At 69.5% G+C, this 17,260-nt stretch carries 16 protein-coding genes; 4 read left to right on the forward strand and 12 right to left on the reverse strand.

What is annotated here, in order from left to right:
• Window positions 1-209 (forward strand): hypothetical protein (locus tag ACYQ78_RS35180; protein ID WP_459805296.1); only part of this gene is annotated, 209 nt, incomplete at its 5' end.
• A 273-nt stretch (window positions 210-482) separates the two neighbouring features.
• On the opposite strand, the gene ACYQ78_RS35185 is transcribed toward ACYQ78_RS35180, so the two are convergent.
• From ACYQ78_RS35185 to ACYQ78_RS35210, 6 genes are all read right to left on the reverse strand, one after another.
• The gene (locus ACYQ78_RS35185) at window positions 483-1,307 is read right to left on the reverse strand and encodes a tetratricopeptide repeat protein (protein WP_459805297.1); all 825 of its coding nucleotides are present in this window, start codon (window positions 1,305-1,307) and stop codon (window positions 483-485) included.
• A gap of 86 nt (window positions 1,308-1,393) precedes the next feature.
• The gene (gene tyrS, locus ACYQ78_RS35190; RefSeq protein WP_459805298.1) at window positions 1,394-2,653 is read right to left on the reverse strand and encodes a tyrosine--tRNA ligase; all 1,260 of its coding nucleotides are present in this window, start codon (window positions 2,651-2,653) and stop codon (window positions 1,394-1,396) included.
• A 76-nt stretch (window positions 2,654-2,729) separates the two neighbouring features.
• On the reverse strand, window positions 2,730-3,326 hold the full coding sequence (locus ACYQ78_RS35195; protein WP_459805299.1) for a DNA-3-methyladenine glycosylase: 597 nt from the start codon (window positions 3,324-3,326) through the stop codon (window positions 2,730-2,732).
• Window positions 3,308-4,705, reverse strand: a complete 1,398-nt coding sequence (gene argH, locus ACYQ78_RS35200) for an argininosuccinate lyase (RefSeq protein ID WP_459805300.1) — start codon at window positions 4,703-4,705, stop codon at window positions 3,308-3,310. Before argH ends, ACYQ78_RS35195 begins: the two co-directional genes overlap by 19 nt.
• 64 nt (window positions 4,706-4,769) lie before the next feature.
• Complete coding sequence (locus ACYQ78_RS35205) at window positions 4,770-5,975, reverse strand: serine/threonine-protein kinase (protein ID WP_459805301.1); 1,206 nt, start codon at window positions 5,973-5,975, stop codon at window positions 4,770-4,772.
• Entirely contained in the window at window positions 5,965-7,269 is a 1,305-nt protein-coding gene (locus tag ACYQ78_RS35210) for a DUF4407 domain-containing protein (protein WP_459805302.1), read from the reverse strand. Before ACYQ78_RS35210 ends, ACYQ78_RS35205 begins: the two co-directional genes overlap by 11 nt.
• Window positions 7,270-7,457: 188 nt before the next feature.
• Here ACYQ78_RS35210 and ACYQ78_RS35215 point away from each other — a divergent pair, with 188 nt between their 5' ends.
• From ACYQ78_RS35215 to ACYQ78_RS35225, 3 genes are read left to right on the forward strand one after another with little or no spacing between them, the layout of a single operon-like run.
• Window positions 7,458-8,876 carry a hypothetical protein gene (locus ACYQ78_RS35215; RefSeq protein ID WP_459805303.1) on the forward strand — a complete coding sequence of 473 codons (1,419 nt, stop codon included), beginning with the start codon at window positions 7,458-7,460 and terminating at the stop codon, window positions 8,874-8,876.
• Between the two features lie 12 nt (window positions 8,877-8,888).
• Window positions 8,889-9,845 carry a hypothetical protein gene (locus tag ACYQ78_RS35220; RefSeq protein ID WP_459805304.1) on the forward strand — a complete coding sequence of 319 codons (957 nt, stop codon included), beginning with the start codon at window positions 8,889-8,891 and terminating at the stop codon, window positions 9,843-9,845.
• Entirely contained in the window at window positions 9,845-11,551 is a 1,707-nt protein-coding gene (locus ACYQ78_RS35225; RefSeq protein ID WP_459805305.1) for a hypothetical protein, read from the forward strand. The genes ACYQ78_RS35220 and ACYQ78_RS35225 overlap by 1 nt, the downstream gene beginning before the upstream one ends.
• A 2-nt stretch (window positions 11,552-11,553) precedes the next feature.
• On the opposite strand, the gene ACYQ78_RS35230 is transcribed toward ACYQ78_RS35225, so the two are convergent.
• From ACYQ78_RS35230 to argC, 6 genes are read right to left on the reverse strand one after another with little or no spacing between them, the layout of a single operon-like run.
• Window positions 11,554-12,066, reverse strand: a complete 513-nt coding sequence (locus ACYQ78_RS35230; RefSeq protein WP_459805306.1) for an arginine repressor — start codon at window positions 12,064-12,066, stop codon at window positions 11,554-11,556.
• The gene (argF, locus tag ACYQ78_RS35235) at window positions 12,063-12,980 is read right to left on the reverse strand and encodes an ornithine carbamoyltransferase (RefSeq protein WP_459805307.1); all 918 of its coding nucleotides are present in this window, start codon (window positions 12,978-12,980) and stop codon (window positions 12,063-12,065) included. Before argF ends, ACYQ78_RS35230 begins: the two co-directional genes overlap by 4 nt.
• A complete protein-coding gene (locus ACYQ78_RS35240) occupies window positions 12,973-14,145 on the reverse strand; it encodes an acetylornithine transaminase (RefSeq protein WP_459805308.1) in 1,173 nt (390 codons plus the stop codon). The genes argF and ACYQ78_RS35240 overlap by 8 nt, the downstream gene beginning before the upstream one ends.
• Window positions 14,142-15,023 (reverse strand): acetylglutamate kinase, encoded by an 882-nt coding sequence (argB, locus tag ACYQ78_RS35245; protein WP_459805309.1) that lies wholly within the window; start codon window positions 15,021-15,023, stop codon window positions 14,142-14,144. Before argB ends, ACYQ78_RS35240 begins: the two co-directional genes overlap by 4 nt.
• Complete coding sequence (gene argJ, locus ACYQ78_RS35250) at window positions 15,020-16,171, reverse strand: bifunctional glutamate N-acetyltransferase/amino-acid acetyltransferase ArgJ (protein ID WP_459805310.1); 1,152 nt, start codon at window positions 16,169-16,171, stop codon at window positions 15,020-15,022. The genes argB and argJ overlap by 4 nt, the downstream gene beginning before the upstream one ends.
• Window positions 16,172-16,202: 31 nt before the next feature.
• Window positions 16,203-17,225 (reverse strand): N-acetyl-gamma-glutamyl-phosphate reductase, encoded by a 1,023-nt coding sequence (gene argC / locus ACYQ78_RS35255; protein WP_459805311.1) that lies wholly within the window; start codon window positions 17,223-17,225, stop codon window positions 16,203-16,205.
• Window positions 17,226-17,260 lie beyond the last annotated feature (35 nt).

Genomic DNA, 17,260 nt, shown 5'->3' on the forward strand with positions numbered 1-17,260 from the left:
AAACTCTCCAAAAGATGTCTTCAGAGATGTTCTCCCAGCCAACATCCATCATGAATGTCAACCAAAGGAATCCGTCACCAAATGACGGGGTTGTGCATCATGCACTGGCTTTTAGCACACTGTTGAGTTCTCAAGAAACGCACACGTCTGCCCACAAGAACTTGCTGGGCGGTGTTTTCAACTTTACCGCAGTTCCCGATCAGATCTGACCGGAGCGGACCGCGCCGTTTCTGGCGCAACCCTTCAAGCTTACTTCATCATCTCGCCGTTGTCCACTCGCCGTTTCCGGCCAGATGAGCTTCGGTGGGATGTCCCTGGGTTCCGGCGCTGCCGTTTCCCGGGGCGAAGAGAACATTAGGCAACCCGGAACCCATCGTCAAATCAGCGTTCACGCGGCGTTTCTGCAGCTCAGGGCCACTATTTAAGGCGTGGATGACTCTCGGGACACCGGAGTGTTACCCGCATCACACTGAAAAAGTGTTTCAGGCGACCCGGAGCTGCGCCGCCCTGGCGCGGTCGGCGGAGGCGTGGCCCATGGCGTCGACGGCCTGGTAGACCTCGGCCCTGACCTCGTACACCTCGGGTGCGTCCGGGGACAGGGCGGCGGCGCGGAAGCAGTCGCCGAGGGCGGCGTGGGCGTCGCCCAGGGCCAGGTCGGCGCGGGCGCGGAGCAGGTGGACACGGTGGGGGTCACCGGTGAGGGCGGGGCCGCCGAGGCCGAAGAAGCCGTCGGGGCCGGTCGCGATCACCTCGTCGCACGCCGCCACGGCGAGGGCCGCCTCGCCCAGGATGAGCAGGCATTCGGCGCGGTCGACGCGGGCGTCGCCGTCGTAGGACTCGGCGAAGGTGGAGACGTCGAAGTCGGCGAGCGCGTCGGCGGGGCGGCCGAGCGCCAGGAAGACGCGGCCCCGGACGGCGTGCGCGCTGAGGTAGGTCATGTCGAGCAGCAGGGCGCGTTCGGTGTCGGCCCACGCGCCGTCGAGGTCGCCGGCCAGGCAGCGGGGCATCGCGCGGGCGGTGTAGGCGGCCGCCGACAGGCGGATGGCCAGGGACTCGGTCGCGGCGAGCCTGGCCAGGGCGTACTCGCCGAGGCGGCACAGGAGCACGGCGCGGCGGCAGTGGGCGGTGGCCAGGTCCTCTTCCGAGAGGTCTCCCGCCACCGCCATGTCGAGCTCCGCGAGCGCGATGCGGTGGGCGTGGGTGGTGCCGTACGCGAGGCCGCGGCGCAGCCAGAGGGCCGGGGAGGGGTCGCCGTCGACGGGCCCGGCCATCGTCGGGCCGAGCTCCGTCGCGTCATGGTCGATCATGAGCTCACCTATCGTCGCTGGTGGGGAGGGGTACGGCAACGATAGGACGGAGCATGGAGATGTTCTGTGTACGAATTCACACAGAACTATCCGATCTCAACGCCCCCCAGCGTCTTCTTGCCGCGCCGGAGCACCAGGAAGCGCCCGTGCAGCAGATCGTCGGACGTGGGCACGTAGTCCTCGTCGGTGACCTTGGCGTTGTTGAGGTAGGCGCCGCCCTCCTTGATGGCGCGGCGGGCCTCCGACTTCGACTTGGCGAGGCCGCTTTCGGCCAGCAGGTCGACGTAGGACGTACCGAGAGAGGCTTTGGCCTGGGGGACCTCGGCCAGGGCGGCGGCGAGCGTCGCGGCGTCGAGGTCCTGGATCGAGCCCTGGCCGAACAGCGCCTTGGAGGCGTCGATGGCGCGGGTGACCTCGGCGGCGCCGTGGACCATCGTGGTCAGCTCTTCGGCCAGCGCGCGCTGCGCCTCGCGGGCGAACGGGCGCTCGGCGACCGAGACCTCCAGTTCCTCGATGCGCTCGCGCTCGAGGAAGGTGAAGACCTTGAGGAAGCGGATCACGTCGCGGTCGTCGGCGTTCAGCCAGTATTGGTAGAACGCGTAGGGCGAGGTCAGCGCGGGGTCGAGCCACACGGCGCCGCCGGCGGTCTTGCCGAACTTGGTGCCATCGGCCTTGGTGATCAGCTTGCCGGTGTAGGCGTGGGCGTGGGCCCCCTCGACGCGCCTGATCAGGTCGGTTCCGGCGGTGATGTTGCCCCACTGGTCGCTCCCGCCGACCTGGAGGGTGCAGCCGTTACGCCGGTAGAGCTCCAGGAAGTCGTTGGCCTGGAGGATCTGGTAGCTGAACTCGGTGTAGCTGAGGCCCTCCCCGGCCAGGCGGGCGGAGACCGACTCACGGCCGAGCATGCGGTTCACCGGGAAGTGCTTGCCGATGTCGCGCAGGAAGCCGATGGCCGACATCTCGGACGTCCAGTCGAGGTTGGAGACCACCTGGGCGGCGTTGTCACCTTCGAACGACAGGAAACGCTCCAGCTGGACGCGGATCCGACTCACCCAGTCGGCGACGACGTCTTCGCTGTTCAGCGACCGTTCGGTGCTGCGGCCCGAAGGGTCACCGATGAGGCCCGTGGCGCCGCCGACCAGGCCGATCGGCTTGTGGCCGGCCCGCTGGAAGCGGGTCAGGATGAGCAGGGTCGCCAGGTTGCCGACGTGGAGCGACGGAGCCGTCGGGTCGAACCCCGAATAGACCGTGACCGGGCCGTCGGCCAGCGCCTTGCGCAGCGCTTCGACGTCGGTGGTCTGCGCGGTCACATCGCGCCATTCGAGCTCATCGAGGATGTCGGTCACGGTTCCTGGCTTTCGCGTGAATAGGGCTGGTCGCCAAAACCCTATCGGCCGGTACGGGACCGCGTCGCCACGATTGTCAGCGCCTGGGGACGTGGGCCCGGTAGGGCGACACCGTGGGGTCGCCGTCGAGCCAGAACCGCCACGGCACGTCGGCGCCCGTGGACACGCCGGTCCGCGGACCCTCCATGACCTTCTCCGGCGGAGCACCCGAGCCTTCGTACACGCCACCGATCATGTCTTCGCCGTTGTGCTCGCGCCCGAACCCCATCGCCACCGCCAGCCGGGCCGGGCCCCGCGCCAGGTCACGCGGCTTGACGGCCGGGCCCCGGCGTTCGAGGGCCACGTCGAGGCCCTCGACGATCTCTCCTGCCCGCATGAGCACCCCCGACCCCGTTCCCGGCGGCAGGCAGGTGAAGTTGGCGCAGTAGTGCATGCCGTACGTGAAATAGACGTAGAGATGCCCCGGCGGCCCGAACATGACCGCGTTGCGCGGGGTCATCCCCCGGTAGGTGTGGGAGGCCGGATCCTGGCCGGGCAGGCCGTAGGCCTCGACCTCGGTCAGCCGCAACGCGACCGACCCATGGACGACCACCCTCCCCAGCAGGGAGGGCGCCACCTCATGGGCCGGCCGGTCGAAGAAGGACCGGTCGAGCGTCAGGCCCCGGTCGCCCATGCGGCCTGGGCGTCGACGAGTTCGCGCAGCGAGGCGAGCTGGTCGCGCACCCGGTCGGGGGCGGTGCCACCGTGGGCCTTGCGGGCGGCCAGCGCCCCGGGCACGTTGAGCACGTCGCGGACGTCGGGCGTGAAGTGCGGCGAGACCTTCTGGAGCTCGTCGTCGGTGAGGTCGCCGAGGTCCTTGTCGTTGACCTGGCACCACACGACGAGATGGCCGACGGCCTCGTGGGCGTCGCGGAAGGCGACCCCCTTGCGGACCAGCAGTTCGGCCAGGTCGGTGGCGAGGGCGAAGCCGTCGGGCGCGCTCGTCTCGAGACGGGACTTGTTGACCCGCATCGTGGAGACCAGGCCCGCCATCGCCGGGAGCACCAGGTTGAGGGTGTCGACCGCGTCGAACACGGGCTCCTTGTCCTCCTGGAGGTCCCGGTTGTAGGTGAGCGGCAGGCCCTTCAGGGTGGTCAGCATCGTCATCAGCGCGCCGATGAGGCGCCCCGACTTGCCGCGTGCGAGCTCGGCGACGTCGGGGTTCTTCTTCTGGGGCATGATCGACGAGCCGGTCGAGTAGGCGTCGTCCATCTCGATCCAGCGGAACTCCTGCGAGGCCCAGAGAACGATCTCCTCGCCCAGCCGCGACAGGTGGATGCCGATCATGGCGGCGTCGAAGAGGAACTCGGCGGCGAAGTCGCGGTCGGCGACGGCGTCCATCGAGTTGGGGGCGGCCGAGTCGAAGCCCAGCTCCTCGGCCACGGCGATCGGGTCGAGCGGCAGCGACGAACCGGCAAGCGCACCCGAGCCCAGCGGGGAGACGGCCGCGCGCTTGTCCCAGTCGCGCAGGCGGTCGATGTCGCGGGTCAGCGGGTGGACGTGGGCCAGCAGCTGGTGGCCGAACGACACCGGCTGGGCGTGCTGGAGATGGGTCATGCCGGGGGCGGCGGTGTCGGTGTGGTGCTCGGCCTGGCTCATCAGAGCGGTCTCCAGCTCGACCACGCGGGACACGATGGTCCGCACGTGGTCGCGCAGGTAGAGGCGCAGGTCAGTGGCGATCTGGTCGTTGCGCGACCGGCCGGCGCGGAGCTTGCCGCCGAGGGTGCCCAGACGTTCGAGAAGGCCCCGCTCCAGCGCGGTGTGCACATCTTCGTCGGCGACCGTGGGACGGAACTCACCGGTCTTGCACGCTGCCTCGAGGTCGTCGATCGCGGCCAGCATGCGGCCCAGCTCGTCGTTGGTGAGCAGACCGGCGCGATTGAGCACCCGGGCGTGGGCACGGGAGGCCATCAGGTCGTAGGGAACCAGCCTCCAGTCGAAGTGGACGCTCACCGACAGGCGGGTCAGTGCGTCGGCCGGCCCTCCTTCGAAACGGGCTCCCCAAAGCCGCATCGGCTTGCCATCCGAGCTCACTGAACGCCCTTCCCTTCGACTGGTTCCGTTCCAATCGGCGACATTAGTCGATCGGGCCCTCCCTTCGTGCGCGCAGGCGCTGTACCTCGGCACGTGCGGTGTCGCTCAGCCCGTCTTCCAGCCGCCAGCTCCGCCCGTCGGTGGCGGCCTCCAGGAGCTCCGCGATGATCGGGGGATCCAGGTGGGAGAAGACCTCGAGAGCACGTCCCACGGTCATGGTCTCCACGAGGCGAACGGACTTCGGCGTGACCCCCAGACGTTTCAGGACATCGGCCGCGATCCTGGCGCTGGGCCGGGCGAAGAGAGTGGCGGCCTCCCTGGGCGACAGCCGGACCAGTTCGCGGGTGACCCCGTCCACGGTGAGGCGGGCACCGCGGGAAGGGGGCGGTGGCGTCGGAGGTGGCGGGGGTGGTGGCGGTGGCGGAGGAGGAGGGCTCTTCGCCGCGTCGAGCAGTGCCCGGAGCTCGGGGCCTTTCAGACGGCGGCCCGGGTTCTTGTGGAGCAGGCCGGCGATCGCCTCCGCCATGGGGCCCTTCCGGGACATCGGGGGTACCGGGTCCTTGAGGACCGCCATCGCCGTCGCCGTGAGGTTGTGCCGCCGGAACGGGGATTGCACACCCTCTCGTACGCAATAGAGGGTCAGGCCCAGGGACCACAGGTCGCTCGGCGGGCCGATCGGGCTGGTCAGGTCGATGCGCTCGGGTGCCATGTATTCGGGGGTACCGAGCAGGGAGTGGGTGGCGGTGAGGCCCTTCTCTCCGGCGATCTGGGAGATACCGAAGTCAACGAGGCAGGCCCGGCCCGACTCCCGCATCACGATGTTCGGGGGTTTGACGTCACGGTGCAGGATCCTGACGGCGTGCGCGGCATCCAGCCCGCCGACGAGATCGAGGGCGATGACGGCGAGGTCGGCGTCGTTCACGCGTTGCCGTGTCGAGATCAGGTGGGCGAGGGTGTGACCCCGCACGTATTCCATCGCGATCCACGGTGAACCTTCGTGCTCGAACTCCTCGATGATCTGCACGATCGCCGAGTGGCGGATCATCCTCAGCGCCCGCGCCTCGCGCAGCGCCCTTTCGATGAGCGTCTCGACCGGCTCGCCCGACCCGGCGAGCAGGATCTGCTTGAGCGCGACCTGCCGCCTCTCCACCTCGTCGAAGGCGAGCCAGACGGAGCCCATGCCGCCTTTGCCGAGCAGCCGCTCCAGGCGATAGCGGCCGTGGATCAGCTTCCCCTGTTCAGTCGTCATCGGACATCAGCGGGGTCCCGCGCCCTCCGTTGGCCGATGCTCCCCCTCCGGGTACGCCGTGCATCCGCCGCAGGAACTCGTCGTCGTCGTGCGCGGCCTCCTGCAGATCGGCGTCGTCGAGCACGGAGGTCGGCTCGTCGTCGTCGGGGTGCCAGATGTCGCGGATCGGGCTCTCCGCAGGACCGGTGTCATCCGGGTCGTGGCGACGGGACCTCCGTTTACGCGCTCGCCGCTTGTCGTCGCGTACCGCCAGCCCGTATGCCTCCTCGTAGGCGCCCTTCCTGGTCATCAGCTTGACCGCGACCGGGAGGCACTCGATCAGCAGGAACAGCAGGAACAGCAGGACCTGGGCCGATCGGAGGGTCGGGTCCTCGGCGGTGACCTCGTCGAGCGCCTCGAGCCGGATCAGCAGGCCGTTGGCGTCCGTGTTCTCGAGGCCGAAGTCGTGGCGGGCCGTCCGCTGCAGGTCCAGGAGCTTGTCCAGGTCGGTCTGGAGGGGCTGGATCTCCTTGCGCGCGTCGGCCACACGCTGGGCCGCGCCTTCGGGGTTGGTCAGCAGCTTCATCCGCGTCTCGATCTGGCGGTCGAGCTCGTTCCGGCCGGCCAGGGCCTCGTCGTACTCGGCCTTGCTGGCGTCGGCCAGCGGCCCGTCGCCCTTCTTACAGCTGCGCTTCTCGTGTTTGCCGTAGAGCTGGCACTGCCATTCGCCGTACTTCTCGTCGGCCAGGGCCTGGGCCCGGTCGCGCTCCTTTGTCAGCTCCTGAAGACGTATGTCTTCTTTGGCGTCAATTGAGCCGGTACCACCAGTATTGATCACATTTTGCAGCGAGGCGACCCGTGATTCATACGTGGCTATCTTCTGCTGGACGTCACCCTTGGCCATCTCGCCCTCGAACGCATCCGTGCGTTTCTGCTTGATGACGACGATCTGTGAGTCGATCTCGCTGCGGAAAATCTGGAGCACCAATGGCGTCGAGATCACCGCGCCCAGAAGCAGTGCGATGAGAATGCGCGGAATGGCCATCAGGAACCTGCGGCTGTCGTCGGCGGTCATGGTGGTGACCAGCCATCGGTCGAGGCTCAGGATGATCGCACCCCACAGCAGCGCGATCGGGACAGCGAGGACGACATGGACATCGAGGGCGCTGACTAGGGCGAAGCTCATGGAAAGGAAGGCGAGGACGCCCGTAGTGAGCACCGCGCCGCCGATGCCCTCGAATTTGCCGCGCTCCGTCGGCGCCTGTTCCAGGACATCCGGTCGAGCTCCGGACATTTCGATCAGTAATTTACGCACCAGTCCCCTTTCCAGGCTTTCCCCGTAAATATTGGAATGGCCATCCCTTGTGCCAGATTTCCATTCTTGGCCGCTATGGTAGTAGCCAAGGAGAGGATTTCGGCACCCGGCCGAACATCGACTGAAATCTCCGACAAAATGTTAAAGCGGCCCGCAGGATGGGATTCTGCGCACTATCGCGGTGGTACATGAGTGAAACTGTAGAAACCGACCCGCTGCTCTTGAGAAACGCCCTTGCGGACGCGGTCGCGCGTATCCCCGTGGGCGGGTCACTGGTGATCGTCGACCTGAACGCCGACGGCCTCAGCGTCTTCGAGATCCGCCGGGACGTTCACGGGACACCGTCGGCGACCGTCGAGTCGACCCCCTGGACGGAACTGACCGCCGAACCCGGCTGGGAACTGTCCGACACCTCGGACACCCGCCGGTCGATCCTGCACGCGGCACGAGTCCTCGGCGGCCACGAGGTCCTCGTCATCTGCTCCTTCTCCGTAAGTCCGATCGCCCACGCGGCGTTCGAGATGATCCGGAGCGCCAGACCCGGGTTCCCCGCCTTCCGGGGCGACGTGTTCGCGGCCGACGTCCTGCGGGACGTGCTGTGCGACGAGCCTCTGCTGATCCCCTACAGCCTGGTGATCGCCAGGGAGGCCGGCGGCGGGAGGCTCAAACTCGTCGGCCGCGCCCTCTTCGCACGGGGAAGCCGCCGGGGCGAGGTCGTCCGCGTGCCGCTGCGGTTCGCTGGGCGGCCGGACGGGACCGTGCTCGCGGTCGTCACCTGGCACGACGGCCAACCCCATCCGCTGTCCGTACGGTCGGCCCGGATCGCGGCGGGGCGGCACGAGGTGACCTTCCGGCTCGACCGGCCCGGCCGGGTGACCACCGACGGTCTGCCGGACGTCGTCAGAGAACCCCGCGAATGGGGGGAGATCATGTCCACCGTCCCTCGTACGGTCGCCCGGCGGCCGCCGGCCCGCCACCTCATCTGCGCCATCGAGTTGTGCGGTCCCGCCGAACGCGTCGACGAACGGCTCAGCCGGATCCGGCAGATGCTGACCGTCCTGGCAGGCCGCCCGATCAAGGTGTCGGTCGTCCCCTACGGGGCGCATTCCTTCAGCCCCCGGGAACGCGACATGCGCGTGGCGGCCCGGGTGTGGGCCGGATCGTCGGTGGCCGCGATCCATGAGATCGACCGTCTCCAGCAGCGCGGTGCGATCACGAACGGCCATCCGTTCCATCCGTACGCCAGCCAGGTCGAGGACGCCCTCGACCTGGTGGTGAAGAAGCTCGATCCGGTCAAGGACGGCCCTGCCGTCCTCCTCACCGCAGGCGATCGCCCCCCTCATCCGTCCCGCGAGGACGGTTCCCACCTGCCCTGCCCCCATCGCCACGACTGGCGGGCCCTCACCCAGCGGCTGATGAGCACCGGCGTCACGATGGCGGCGATCACCGACCCCACACCCGACCACCCCCATCCGGCGCTGCCCCGCATCGGCGCGGCGCGCATGGCCCGGCTCGAAGGCCTCGACGTCCGGGAACTGAGCGAAAGCCTGCGCCTGATCGGCGCGGACGGTGACGCCGCGGTCCCCTTCCCCTTTGCAGACAACTAAGGACTGGAGCTCATGGCCGACAAGGACCTCGGCATCGCGATGTGGGGCGCGAGCGGCAGCGGGAAGAGCACCCTGCTGGCCGCTCTGTTCATGGGACTGGCCCACGGCGACGGCTGGAAGATCGCGGGTTCGGACGAGAAAGCGACCAACTACCTCATCAAGATGACCACGCTGCTCGAGGGCGCCCGCAGTTTCCCGCCACCGACCCGGCAGACGGAGCACTACCGGTGGACGCTCATCGGCCCCGAGGGCCGGCACCGGTCGGGATGGCGCCGCTGGCTGCGCCCCCGGTACGCCCCGCGCATCCCGCTCGAAGTGATCGACGCCCCCGGCGACCACTTCCTGGACCCCGACCAGGACACCGACCCCGAGGCACACAAGGAGCTCATCGACCGGCTGGTCGACAGCCGGGGCATCATCTTCCTGTACGACCCGGTCCGCGAACTGACCAACGGCGACTCCTTCATGGGTCTCTACGCCCCGCTCCTCCAGCTGACCCAGCGCATGATCACCGACCCCGGCCTCGCCCGGCGGTGCAAGGACGGCAAGCTGCCCCACCACGTCGCCATCTGCATCACCAAACTCGACGACCAGCGGGTTCTGCGGACGGCGGAGAGGATCGACGTCCTGGACACCGACCCGGACGACGACCTCGAGATCCCTCAGGTCGGCGGGGAACGGGCCAAGGAACTCTTCCAATCGCTCCAGCAGGTCTCCCCCGGTGCCGCCAACCTGGTGCTGAAGCTGCTCGAATCCCACTTCCACGAAGATCGGGTGGAGTTCTTCGCCACGTCGTCGATCGGGTTCTACGTCGACCCGGCGAAGGGATTCGACCGCCACGACTTCGTCAACGTGCTGCCGGTCGAGGACGTATCACCCGACAAGCGGATCCGCATTCGTGGCCAGGTCCGGCCGATCAACGTCATCGAACCCGTGATCTGGCTCGGCCAGCGGATGGCGGCCCGCTGATGGATCTCCCGTACCAGTGGGCGGTGGAGGGGAAAGAGGACGGCAGCGGGGAGGACTACCGGATCCTGCGGGCAGGCGACGGCTGGCTGACCAGACGCGAACTCGACCGGCTGCGCAGGCGTTTCGCGACCAGCCAGGAGGACGTGCCCCGGGTCACGGTCGCCTCGTACACCCGCGAGGAGGGCGGCGTTCCCGTCTCCTACGTCGTCGTCGCGCTCGAACGGTGGACCCAGTTCCAGGATCTGGGTCGCCGTCCGATCACCTACACCCACTGGTTCTGCCTGCCCTACGGGAAACTCAGGGATGAGCGGCTCGGATACCGCGAGCTCCTGCGCGGACTCTGCCTGCGGCAGGCGCCCGAGACGGCGGGCATGTGGCTGGAGGAGCCGTCTCCCGCCGTCGCTCCCACCAGCTACCACCTGCGCGTGGCGGCACTGCTCCTCGACGGCGCGCGGGTCTGCGTCACGGGTGCGAGTCACCTCTCGTGGCAGGATCGTCTCGCCTTCATCGACACGGTCGTGGCGCTCATGCCCTACGGCCTGCGCGCCGACTTCGCCGCCACCACCTGGGTCAGCGAGGCGGAGCATGCCGAGTTCCGGCTCTTCTTCGCGGGCTTCCGGCACACGGACGCGGTGAACATCGGCTGGGCCGCGTCCCCTGAGCTTCCCGCGGAGCCCGAGTCGCTCTCCGTCAGGTTCTTCCGGCTGGCCGAGCAGATCCCCCCGGATCGGCTGTCCGGCGCCATGAGCGACGCCACCGGGGAGCTGACCGGGGCTCAGGCCGGGCAGGCGGCGTTGGCTCTGGTCGGCGGGCGGCCGGCGCAGCCCATCGTCGAGCCCACTGTCAATCCCACCGTCAGGGAACCTGCGACGGTCGTCCACGCCCGTCCGAGAGCCGGCAAGAAGCGGTCCTGGACCTCTGCGGCGCTCACCGCGGCCCTGGTCATGACCGCGGGAGGCGCGGCCTGGGAGGCGGTTCCCGCTCCTCAGCCGCCCGGCCAGGTGGCGGCACCTGCGACAGACATGATCATCATCCGGCGGCCCAGCGACACGTGGGCCAAGTTCACCGCGATGTTCCTGGCCGAGGCGCTGGGACGCCGAGGCCACCCGGCCACCGCTGCCTCGGAACTCCCCGGCGCGCCCTTCTCCGGAAACGGATCGGCCCTCGACATCGGCTACGACGTGGAGATGGACGACACGCGGAAGCGGTCACAGTTGCCCGGACCCGCGATGAGGTTCCGGCTGCCGATCGTCCGGGGCGACGAGCTCATCTACCGGACGGGAACGGACCCGGCTCAGTCCCTGAAGAACCTGCAGGGAGGGGGCGTCACCGTGCTGTTCGACCAGGACCCGTCCGAACAGCTCATTTCCGCGCTGGACGAGGTGATCGACTTCAAGACGAGCGTGCTGCCCTCGGATCAGTTCAGAAAGCAGATCGACATCCGGCAGGCCGAGGCGGCCGTCATCTCCAGCTGGACGATTCCGGCGGGCTACCAGAAGGTCGAGGTCGCCAACATGACCTACGCCCAGCTCTGCCTGGACGCCTCGGTCCAGCCCGCCGACGACGTCCGCACAATCCTGGATGAAGCGGTGAGAGGCCTGACCACGGAGAACATCAGGACATCGCTCCGCCATGGGCAGAGCGATGCCGAACTCCAGGTAGCGGCCCGCAGGCTGCTCGACGACCTGGGTTTCACCGCACGGTGACCTCAGTCCTTGTTGCGTGCGGTCAGGCGCAGGAACGCCGCCGCCAGGGCGTCGCCGCCCAGGGGATCCCGGCTGATCACCAGGATCGTGTCGTCTCCGGCGACCGTGCCGAGGACGGAGTGCCAGCCCGCGTGGTCGATCGCGGAGGCGAGGAACTGCGCCGCACCGGGCGGGGTGCGGAGGATCAGCAGGTTGGCGGAGGCCTCGGCCGACACGAGGAGTTCCTCGGCGTGGCGTCGGAGCCGGGCCTCGGGCTGTTCTGCGGGCGAGGTCGTGCGGTAGATCGGGATCCGCTCGCCGCCCTCGCCCGGCACCGCGTAGACGAGGGTTCCGTCGTCGGTGCGGAGTTTCAGCGCGCCCAGTTCGTCGAGGTCGCGCGACAGGGTCGCCTGAGTGACCTCGACCCCGCTCTCGGCCAGCAGGCGGGCCAGTTCGGGCTGCGACCTGACCTTGTTGCGGGTCAGCAGCTCGACGATCTTGGCGTGCCGTGCGGCCTTGGTGAGCGGGATCGTCATCGGGATACCAGCCAGTGGAGCAGCGCCTTCTGGGCGTGGAGTCGGTTCTCCGCCTCGTCCCAGACCGCGCTGCGCGGCCCGTCGAGGACGTCGGCGGAGATTTCCAGGCCACGATACGCGGGCAGGCAGTGCAGCACGATCGCGTCGGAGGCGGCCAGGGCGACCAGGTTGGCGTTGAGCTGGAAGGGCGTCAGTGCGGCGACGCGTTCGTCCTTGCCGTCCTGGCCCATGCTGATCCAGGTGTCGGTGGCCAGCACGTCGGCCCCCGAGGCGGCCTCCAGCGGGTCGGTGAGGATCTCCACCGAGCCGCCCGTCTCCGCCGCGATCTCCTTCGCCTTGGAAACCACTTCGGGCAGGGGGGTGTACGAAGAGGGCGACGCGATCCGCACGTGCATGCCCGCCGTGGCCCCGCCCAGCAGGTAGGAGTGGGCCATGTTGTTGGCGCCGTCGCCGAAGTAGGCGAGCGTGATCCCCGACAGGCCGCCCCGGCGTTCGAGCACGGTGAGCAGGTCGGCCAGGATCTGGCACGGGTGGAACTCGTCGGTCAGCGCGTTCACCACCGGCACCCGGCTGGCCGAGGCCATCGCCTCGACGCGCTCCTGCCCGGCGGTCCGCCAGACGATCGCCGAGCACTGGCGGTCGAGCACCCGCGCGGTGTCCTCGATCGGCTCGCCGCGGCCCATCTGGGAGGATCCCAGGTCCATGATCAGCGGGTTGCCGCCGAGTTCGGCGATGCCGACCGCGAAGGAGATCCGCGTGCGGGTGGACGGCTTGTCGAACAGGACGGCGACCGTCTGCGGCCCCTCGAAGGGACGGTGGCCGTAGCGGTCCTTCTTCATCGCCAAAGCCAGGTCGAGGACCTCGGCCTGCTCGGCGGGCGACAGGTCGTCGTCCCGCAGGAAGTGTCTAGCCATCTGCGGCCTCATCCAGGATCGACGGGAACGCGGTCAGGAAGCTCCGGACCTGCGCCGAGGTGATCACGAGCGCCGGTGCGAGCCGGATCGCGTCGGGCTGCAGGGCGTTGACCAGGAAGCCGGCGCGCTGGGCGGCGGCCTGGACCCGGGCGGCCCTGTCTTCGGTGAAAACGGCGCCGAGCCACAGTCCCCTTCCCCGGATCCCCTTGAGGAGGGGGTGGGAGATCGACTCCAGGCCCGCGCGGAGCTCGGCCGCGACCGTCTTCACGTGGTCGAGGTCGACGTTGCCGAGCACGGCCAGCGCCGCCGCGCACGACACGGGGTTGCCGCCGAAGGTCGAGCCGTGGTCGCCCTTCTCGAAGATCGTTCCGGCGGCGCCGAAGCCGACGCAGGCGCCGATCGGGAGGCCGCCGCCCAGGCCCTTGGCCAGGGTGAGGATGTCGGGCAGGTAGCCGTCGGCCTGGTGGGCGAACCAGTGGCCGGTGCGGCCGATCGCCGACTGGATCTCGTCGGCGACCAGCAGCGCGCCGTGCGCGGAGGTGATCTCGCGGGCCCTGGCCATGTAGCCGTCGGGCGGCGGGACCACTCCGGCCTCACCCTGCGTGGGCTCCAGGAACACGGCGGCGCAGTCGCCGTCGACGGCTTGGGCCAGGGCCTCCGCATCGCCGTACGGGACGAATCGAACATCGAGCGGGAACGGCCCGAACTGGTCGCGGATCGACGGCTTGCCGGTCAGCGACAGCGCGCCGAGGGTGCGGCCGTGGAAGCCCATCTCGGCGGCGACGAAGTAGGTCTTCCCGGTGGACTTGCCGTATTTGATCGCCAGCTTCAGCGCGGCCTCGTTGGCCTCGGTGCCCGAGTTGGCGAGGAACACCCGGCCGGGGGCCTTCAGCAGGCCGAGCAGCTTCTCGGCGAGTTCGACCTCGCGCGGGTGGACGACCAGGTTCGAGGTGTGGGCGATGGTCGCGACCTGCGTGGAGACCGCTTCGACGAGCGCCGGGTGGGCGTGGCCGAGCGAGCTGACCGCGATGCCGCCGAACATGTCGAGGTATTCGGTGCCGTCGGGGCCCCAGACGACGCACCCCTCGCCTCGCTCCAGCGCGACCGGGGGCACTCCGTAGTTCGGCATGAACGCCGCCTCGAACCGGTCGAACAGGCTGGTCATGGTGTGACTCCTTCGTCGGGCAGGACCATCGTGCCGATGCCCTCGTCGGTGAAGATCTCCGTCAGCAGGACGTGGGGCTGCCGCCCGTCGAGCACGTGGGCCTGGGGCACTCCCCCCTGGACGGCGTGCAGGCAGGCCTCCATCTTGGGGACCATGCCGCTGGACAGGCCGGGCAGCATCTCGGTCAGCTGTGACGCCGAAATACGGCGGATGACCTCGGAGCTGGCGGGCCAGTCGGCGTACAGGCCCTCGACGTCGGTGAGGACCACGAGCTTGGCCGCGCCGAGAGCGGTCGCGAGCGCGGCGGCCGCGGTGTCGGCGTTGACGTTGTAGATCTGGCCGTCGTGGCCGCGGGCGATCGAGGAGACCACCGGAACCCGCCCGTCGGCCAGCAGGGCGTGCACCGCACCCGGGTTGACCTCGACGATCTCGCCGACCTGGCCGATGTCGACCGGCATGCCGTCGACGACGGCGTGCTTGCGGACGGCGGTGAACAGGTGGGCGTCCTCCCCCGACAGGCCGACCGCGAACGGGCCGTGCCGGTTGACCAGCCCGACGACGTCGCGGTTGACCTTGCCGACCAGCACCATGCGGACCACCTGCATGGCCTCGGGCGTGGTGACCCGGAGCCCGGCGGTGAAGTGGGAGGCGATGCCGTGCAGGTCGAGGGCCGCGTTGATCTGCGGCCCGCCGCCGTGCACGATCACCGGGCGCAGCCCGGCGTAGCGCAGGAAGACGATGTCGTCGGCGAACTTCTCCCGCAGGTGTTCCTCGGTCATGGCGTTGCCGCCGTATTTGATCACCACGACGGCGCCCTGGAACCGGGCGAGCCACGGCAGCGCCTCGATCAGCGCCTCGGACTTCTGGAGCGGGTTCACGAGCTGTACGCCGAGTTCTCGTGCACGTAGTCGGCGGTCAGGTCGGTCGTGTGGATGGTCGCCGAGTGGGGACCGGCCGACAGGTCGGCGGTGACGTGGATGTCACGCGGGCGCAGGTCGACCTTGCTGCGGTCGTCTCCGGCCGCGCCGCCCCGGCAGATCCAGATCCCGTTGATCGCGACGTTGAGCCGCTCGGGCTCGAACTCGGCCTGGGTGGTGCCGATCGCCGACAGGACGCGGCCCCAGTTGGGGTCCTCACCGTGCATGGCGCACTTGAAGAGGTTGCTGCGGGAGATGGCCCGGCCGACCTCGACCGCGTCGGCGACCGACGCCGCCCCGACGACCTCGATGGCGATGGCCTTGGAGGCGCCCTCGGCGTCGACGAGGAGCTGGCGGGCCAGGTCGGCGCAGACCTCGGTGAGCTTCTTGGTGAACTCGGCCAGGTCGGGCTTGACCCCGGCGGCGCCGCTCGCCATCAGGATCACCGTGTCGTTGGTCGACATGCAGCCGTCGGCGTCGAGCCGGTCGAAGGTGACCTCGGTGGCGGCGCGCAGCGCGGTGTCGCACTCCTCGGAGGTCAGGTCGGCGTCGGTGGTGAGGACCGAGAGCATCGTGGCCAGCGCGGGGGCCAGCATGCCGGCGCCCTTGGCCATGCCGCCGACCATGTAGCCGTCACCCCTGCGGAAGGAGATCTTGCTGACGGTGTCGGTGGTGCGGATCGCGTCGGCCGCCGCCACCCCGCCGTCGCGGGAGAGCTGCTTGGCGGCGTCGACGACGCCGTTCAGGAGTTCGTCCATGGGGAGGCGCTCGCCGATGAGGCCGGTGGAGCAGACCACGATCTCGCCGGCCGAGTCGCCGAGGACCTCGGCGACCTTCTCGGCGGTGGCGTGGGTGTCCTGGAACCCGGCCGGACCGGTGCAGGCGTTGGCGCCGCCGGAGTTGAGCACCACGGCCTTGGCCCGGCCGCCGCTGACGACCTGCTCCGACCAGATGACCGGGGCGGCCTTCACGCGGTTGCGGGTGAAGACGGCGGCGACCGCGCGCGAGGGCCCCTCGTTGACGACGAGGGCGAGGTCACGGTGCTCGCCGGGCTTGATCCCGGCGTTGATCCCGGTGGCCCGGAATCCCAGGGGGGCGGTCACGCTCATGACGAGGTCTCCTCAGCTCCAGAACCGGACATCACGGGCTCACCCCGGCGACGGGGAGGCCGAGCTCTTCGGGCAGGCCGAGCGCGAGGTTGGCGCTCTGGATCGCGCCGCCCGCCGTGCCCTTGGTGAGGTTGTCGATCGCGGCCAGCGCCACGATCTTCCCGGCCCGCTCGTCGAGCGTGACCTGGAGGGCGGCCGTGTTGGCGCCCAGGGTCATCGCGGTCGACGGCCACACGCCCTCGGGCAGCAGGGTGAGGAACGGCTCGTCCCTCACCGCCTCCTCATAGGCGGCGCGCAGCGACTCGGGGGTGGTGCCCGGCGCGGCCGGCACGACGCAGGTGGCCAGGATGCCGCGCGGCATGGGCGCCAGGGTGGGGGTGAACGAGACCGTGACCGGCTGGTTGGCGATGGCGGAGAGGTTCTGCTCCATCTCCGGGGTGTGCCGGTGGACCCCGCCGACTCCGTAGGCGCTGACGGCGCCCATGACCTCGCTGCCGAGCAGGCTGGCCTTGGGCGACTTCCCGGCGCCGGAGGTGCCGCTCGCTGCGACCACCACGACCTCGGGCTCGGCGAGCCCGGCCGCGAAGGCGGGGAACAGGGCCAGGGTGGCGGTCGTCGGATAGCAGCCGGGGACCGCGATGCGGGTGGCCTTGGCGAGCTTCGCGCGCTGGCCGGGCAGCTCGGGCAGGCCGTAGGGCCAGGTGCCCGCGTGGGTGCCGCCGTAGAATTCGACCCATGCGTCCGGATCGGTCAGCCGGAAGTCGGCGCCGCAGTCGACGATCAGGGTGTCGTCGCCGAGCTGGGCCGCCAGTGCGGCCGACTCGCCGTGCGGGAGCGCCAGGAACACCACGTCGTGGCCCGCGAGGGTCTCACGGGTGGTCTGCTCGATGACCCGCCCGGCCAGGGGAACGAGGTGAGGCTGGTGGGAGCCCAGCCGGGTGCCCGCGCTGGACGCGGCCGTGACCGCGCCGATCTCGATCTCCGGATGGCCGAGCAGCAGCCGGAGCAATTCGCCCCCGGCGTATCCGCTGGCACCGGCGATGGCCGCCTTCATCCCGTCCCCCCGTTACGTTTTGCATGTTCATGCAG

Source organism: Herbidospora sp. RD11066, from assembly GCF_054661255.1.

Coding starts and splice junctions, on each gene's coding strand:
- ACYQ78_RS35185 (WP_459805297.1), bottom strand. CDS start 1,307: ATGATCGACCATGACGCGACGGAGCTCGGCCCGACGATGGCCGGGCCC.
- ACYQ78_RS35195 (WP_459805299.1), bottom strand. CDS start 3,326: ATGGGCGACCGGGGCCTGACGCTCGACCGGTCCTTCTTCGACCGGCCG.
- argH (WP_459805300.1), bottom strand. CDS start 4,705: ATGCGGCTTTGGGGAGCCCGTTTCGAAGGAGGGCCGGCCGACGCACTG.
- ACYQ78_RS35205 (WP_459805301.1), bottom strand. CDS start 5,975: ATGACGACTGAACAGGGGAAGCTGATCCACGGCCGCTATCGCCTGGAG.
- ACYQ78_RS35215 (WP_459805303.1), top strand. CDS start 7,458: ATGAGTGAAACTGTAGAAACCGACCCGCTGCTCTTGAGAAACGCCCTT.
- ACYQ78_RS35220 (WP_459805304.1), top strand. CDS start 8,889: ATGGCCGACAAGGACCTCGGCATCGCGATGTGGGGCGCGAGCGGCAGC.
- ACYQ78_RS35225 (WP_459805305.1), top strand. CDS start 9,845: ATGGATCTCCCGTACCAGTGGGCGGTGGAGGGGAAAGAGGACGGCAGC.
- ACYQ78_RS35230 (WP_459805306.1), bottom strand. CDS start 12,066: ATGACGATCCCGCTCACCAAGGCCGCACGGCACGCCAAGATCGTCGAG.
- argF (WP_459805307.1), bottom strand. CDS start 12,980: ATGGCTAGACACTTCCTGCGGGACGACGACCTGTCGCCCGCCGAGCAG.
- ACYQ78_RS35240 (WP_459805308.1), bottom strand. CDS start 14,145: ATGACCAGCCTGTTCGACCGGTTCGAGGCGGCGTTCATGCCGAACTAC.
- argJ (WP_459805310.1), bottom strand. CDS start 16,171: ATGAGCGTGACCGCCCCCCTGGGATTCCGGGCCACCGGGATCAACGCC.
- argC (WP_459805311.1), bottom strand. CDS start 17,225: ATGAAGGCGGCCATCGCCGGTGCCAGCGGATACGCCGGGGGCGAATTG.